This window comes from Corynebacterium sp. HMSC068H04 (assembly GCF_001811255.1).
In the GTDB taxonomy this organism is placed as follows: Bacteria; Actinomycetota; Actinomycetes; order Mycobacteriales; family Mycobacteriaceae; genus Corynebacterium; species Corynebacterium hesseae.
Genome location: NZ_KV803991.1, coordinates 1 through 3,147, shown reverse-complemented (window position 1 = coordinate 3,147; position 3,147 = coordinate 1). Strand labels below are relative to the sequence as shown.

Annotated in this window: 4 protein-coding genes and 1 pseudogene; all 5 read left to right on the top strand. The window is 54.8% G+C overall.

Annotated elements, in window-relative coordinates; genetic code table 11:
* Positions 1-189 (top strand): integrase core domain-containing protein (locus HMPREF2792_RS12620; RefSeq protein ID WP_083306397.1); only part of this gene is annotated, 189 nt, incomplete at its 5' end.
* Positions 190-237: 48 nt separating this feature from the next.
* A complete protein-coding gene (locus tag HMPREF2792_RS13425) occupies positions 238-303 on the top strand; it encodes an erythromycin resistance leader peptide (RefSeq protein ID WP_071569110.1) in 66 nt (21 codons plus the stop codon).
* Between the two features lie 99 nt (positions 304-402).
* Positions 403-1,257, top strand: coding sequence for a 23S rRNA (adenine(2058)-N(6))-methyltransferase Erm(X) (locus tag HMPREF2792_RS05875; protein WP_011117480.1), 855 nt, complete (start codon positions 403-405; stop codon positions 1,255-1,257).
* Positions 1,258-1,421: 164 nt separating this feature from the next.
* Positions 1,422-1,839 (top strand): annotated as a pseudogene (locus HMPREF2792_RS13155) (transposase family protein); the annotation flags it as partial.
* Positions 1,840-2,192: 353 nt separating this feature from the next.
* Complete coding sequence (locus HMPREF2792_RS05870) at positions 2,193-2,456, top strand: hypothetical protein (protein WP_011117479.1); 264 nt, start codon at positions 2,193-2,195, stop codon at positions 2,454-2,456.
* The last annotated feature ends 691 nt before the right edge of the window (positions 2,457-3,147 follow it).

Genomic DNA, 3,147 nt, shown 5'->3' with positions numbered 1-3,147 from the left:
ACGCTAAAGACTGAATTCTACGACCGTAAGCGCTGGGCGAGCCGTGATGCTGCACGCAAGGCTGTTGCCTACTGGATTGAAGTCGTCTACAACCGTCGGCGCCGGCACTCTGCACTCGGAATGGTCAGCCCCGTCGACTTCGAGAACCACGCCGGCGCAATCAACAGCAGAAAAGAAATAGCTGCCTAACCACTAGGTAGCTCCACTACGTGTCCACGATTTGCGGGCAACCCCAAAATGGATATAATTAGACCCATGTTGATTTCAGGTACCGCTTTCTTGCGGTTGCGCACCAACCGCTAAGGCGGTTTCCTACCCCGTAGGTTAAAAACCGCTCCGGTCCTTTAGCCGGGCGGCTATTTGTCATGCCCGGCTCCCTTTCAAATCCAAGGAGCACACCTGATGTCTGCATACGGACACGGCCGTCACGAGCATGGCCAAAATTTTCTCACCAACCACAAGATCATCAACTCCATCATCGACCTTGTGAAACAAACCTCCGGCCCCATCATTGAGATCGGACCAGGAAGCGGTGCCCTCACTCACCCGATGGCCCACTTGGGGAGGGCGATAACGGCAGTTGAAGTGGACGCAAAACTAGCTGCCAAAATCACACAAGAAACCTCCTCGGCGGCGGTCGAAGTGGTCCATGATGATTTCCTTAACTTCCGGTTACCCGCCACTCCCTGCGTCATTGTGGGAAACATTCCCTTTCACCTCACCACTGCCATTCTTCGAAAGTTGCTGCATGCGCCAGCATGGACTGACGCTGTACTCCTCATGCAGTGGGAAGTCGCTCGCCGCCGGGCCGGGGTAGGCGCAAGCACGATGATGACGGCTCAGTGGTCCCCATGGTTCACATTTCACCTGGGTTCTCGGGTACCAAGGTCTGCTTTCCGGCCACAGCCAAACGTTGACGGGGGGATCTTAGTGATCCGCCGGGTGGGTGACCCGAAGATTCCGATAGAGCAGCGCAAAGCCTTTCAGGCGATGGTGCACACCGTTTTCACTGCCCGGGGACGCGGGATAGGGGAAATTCTCCGAAGGGCAGGGTTGTTTTCATCACGTTCAGAAACACAATCATGGTTGCGCTCGCGAGGAATCGACCCCGCGACCCTACCTCCCAGATTGCACACCAACGACTGGATCGATCTCTTCCAGGTGACTGGTTCCTCTCTACCTCACCATCGACCCATTTCACCATCGGGAAGTAGTCAACGACCTCCTCAACGGAAAAACCGAAGCCGGCGGCGTTAATCCCCACCAAAACCGAAATCCACCAGTAGTACTAAAAGGGCTCTTCCGGTTTTAGAGTGCATTGATTAGTTCGCCGGGGGTTCGGGCGTGGCACAAGGTATTGGGGTCCTTGGCTTTGTAGGAAAAAGGTATCTAATCCATCCGTACAAAACTAAGGACCTACTGTGCAGCCTAACGGAAATGTCATCGTCGATACCATCTGCCGCACCGCAAAACTAGGAACTACTATCACCGGTGCCACAGAAAACGGTGACGTCACTGTTATTGAAGCCGAACCCGTCGAGCCGATCAATGAATGCCCTACCTGCGGGCAGCCTGGAGTATTCCGCGACCACGTCATCCGCAGCCTGGTCGATCTGCCCATCGTCGGCCACCCAACAACTTCATGTGCGCCTTCCACGCTACCGGTGCACCAACAAGCGTTGCTTGCAGAAGATCTTCCGTGCTGGCCTTGCCTGCGCGCCCGACAATTCAAAGACCACGGACCAGGTGACCCACTGGATCCTGCAACGACTCTGCCTAAATCGGATGAGCGTTGCCGCTGCACCCAAGTCATTAGGCCTGGGGTGGGATATGAAGTGTCCCAGGTTTTGTTCCGTTTGATGAAACCCGTTTTTGAAACAACGTACGGAGCACAACGCACGCCGATGCCAAAGCTTCCGCAACATCGACTACCTCATCAAACCCACGACAGTGGGATTCACACCCTCAATCCCCACGCGTGCAATCTTCGCACCTCAAAGATTGAAAAATGAAAGAAACCGGAGGTAACATACCCTTTCGAGTTTGTTACTTCCGGTGGTGCAGTTTGTTCAACTGCTCATCAGGATCTTACGGGGGATAACACTAACACACCCTGACTCTTGGAAAACGCAGCACACAGACCGTGCACACCCTCACCGATAAAATGGGCACCAGTCCCGAAAGGAGAAGGAATGTACACGACCATCACCCTCGCCGCACTCGCAGTACTTTTCGTCTTAATCATCCAGACCATCCGCCGCGAACGGCCAGAAGACCGTATGTATTACGCCGCGCTTGGAGGCAGCATAAGCGCAGCAATGATCCTTGTCCCCTCCTTCCTTTTCACCCAGGCCGGTCTCTCGCGAGAACTGGCCGCACTGCTCATCTCCTTCGGCCTACTAGCCTTGTGGATTACCATTTTCGGACTCCGCCTAAACGCAAGAACTAGCAGGTAAACCTGCATAACACAGAACATATGCTTTAGCATATGGCGGAACATACGCTATAACATATGCCTAAACATATGTTCCGCCATATGGCAGGACTCGCGGGCGCACGAATACGCAGATTCCCGCCCGCAGTAGAGAAAAGGAGGGCTACGGGCTCAGTGTGGGAGTATTGCGAAACCTTCGCGCGCCCATTAGCCTAAAAGTGACAGCACAGTTCATCCCTGAATTGCGGCTGCACAATAAAAAGGGCCCCAACGAGTGCCAGCTCGTTGAGACCCTCGGGCCTAAAGACCCACGTGAAGCATCGCGGTAACGAGCTTCACGATTACGGTCACAAGAACTATGACCTTGGTAGCCACATCGAGCCAGTCAAGCTTGGTGGCATCAAGGTCTTTTCTTTTGCGACCGGGTGTATCCAATGAGTGCTTACCCATTGTCTACCTCCCTTTTACGTCGTAGGGTTGTCCGCTCGCCTGAAAAACGGCGCGCGGGACAGCCCACGTCACGCGCGGGCCTTACCGCGCACCGACGAGGAAGTCACGCCCACACCCCACCACAGGTGGCGGGGCATGATTGTGAACCAGCACTAACGCTAGCAGCCACACCTGACGAGACCTAGAAGCATGATTCCACCCCTGCCTTTATAAAAGCCGCCCACGAGGCAAGGTGCTGTTGCAAAGTTGGGCCAGGGTCGAAA

Bases quoted from the DNA above. Each gene is read 5' to 3' on its own strand.
- HMPREF2792_RS05875 (WP_011117480.1), top strand. From the start codon at position 403: ATGTCTGCATACGGACACGGCCGTCACGAGCATGGCCAAAATTTTCTC.
- HMPREF2792_RS05870 (WP_011117479.1), top strand. From the start codon at position 2,193: ATGTACACGACCATCACCCTCGCCGCACTCGCAGTACTTTTCGTCTTA.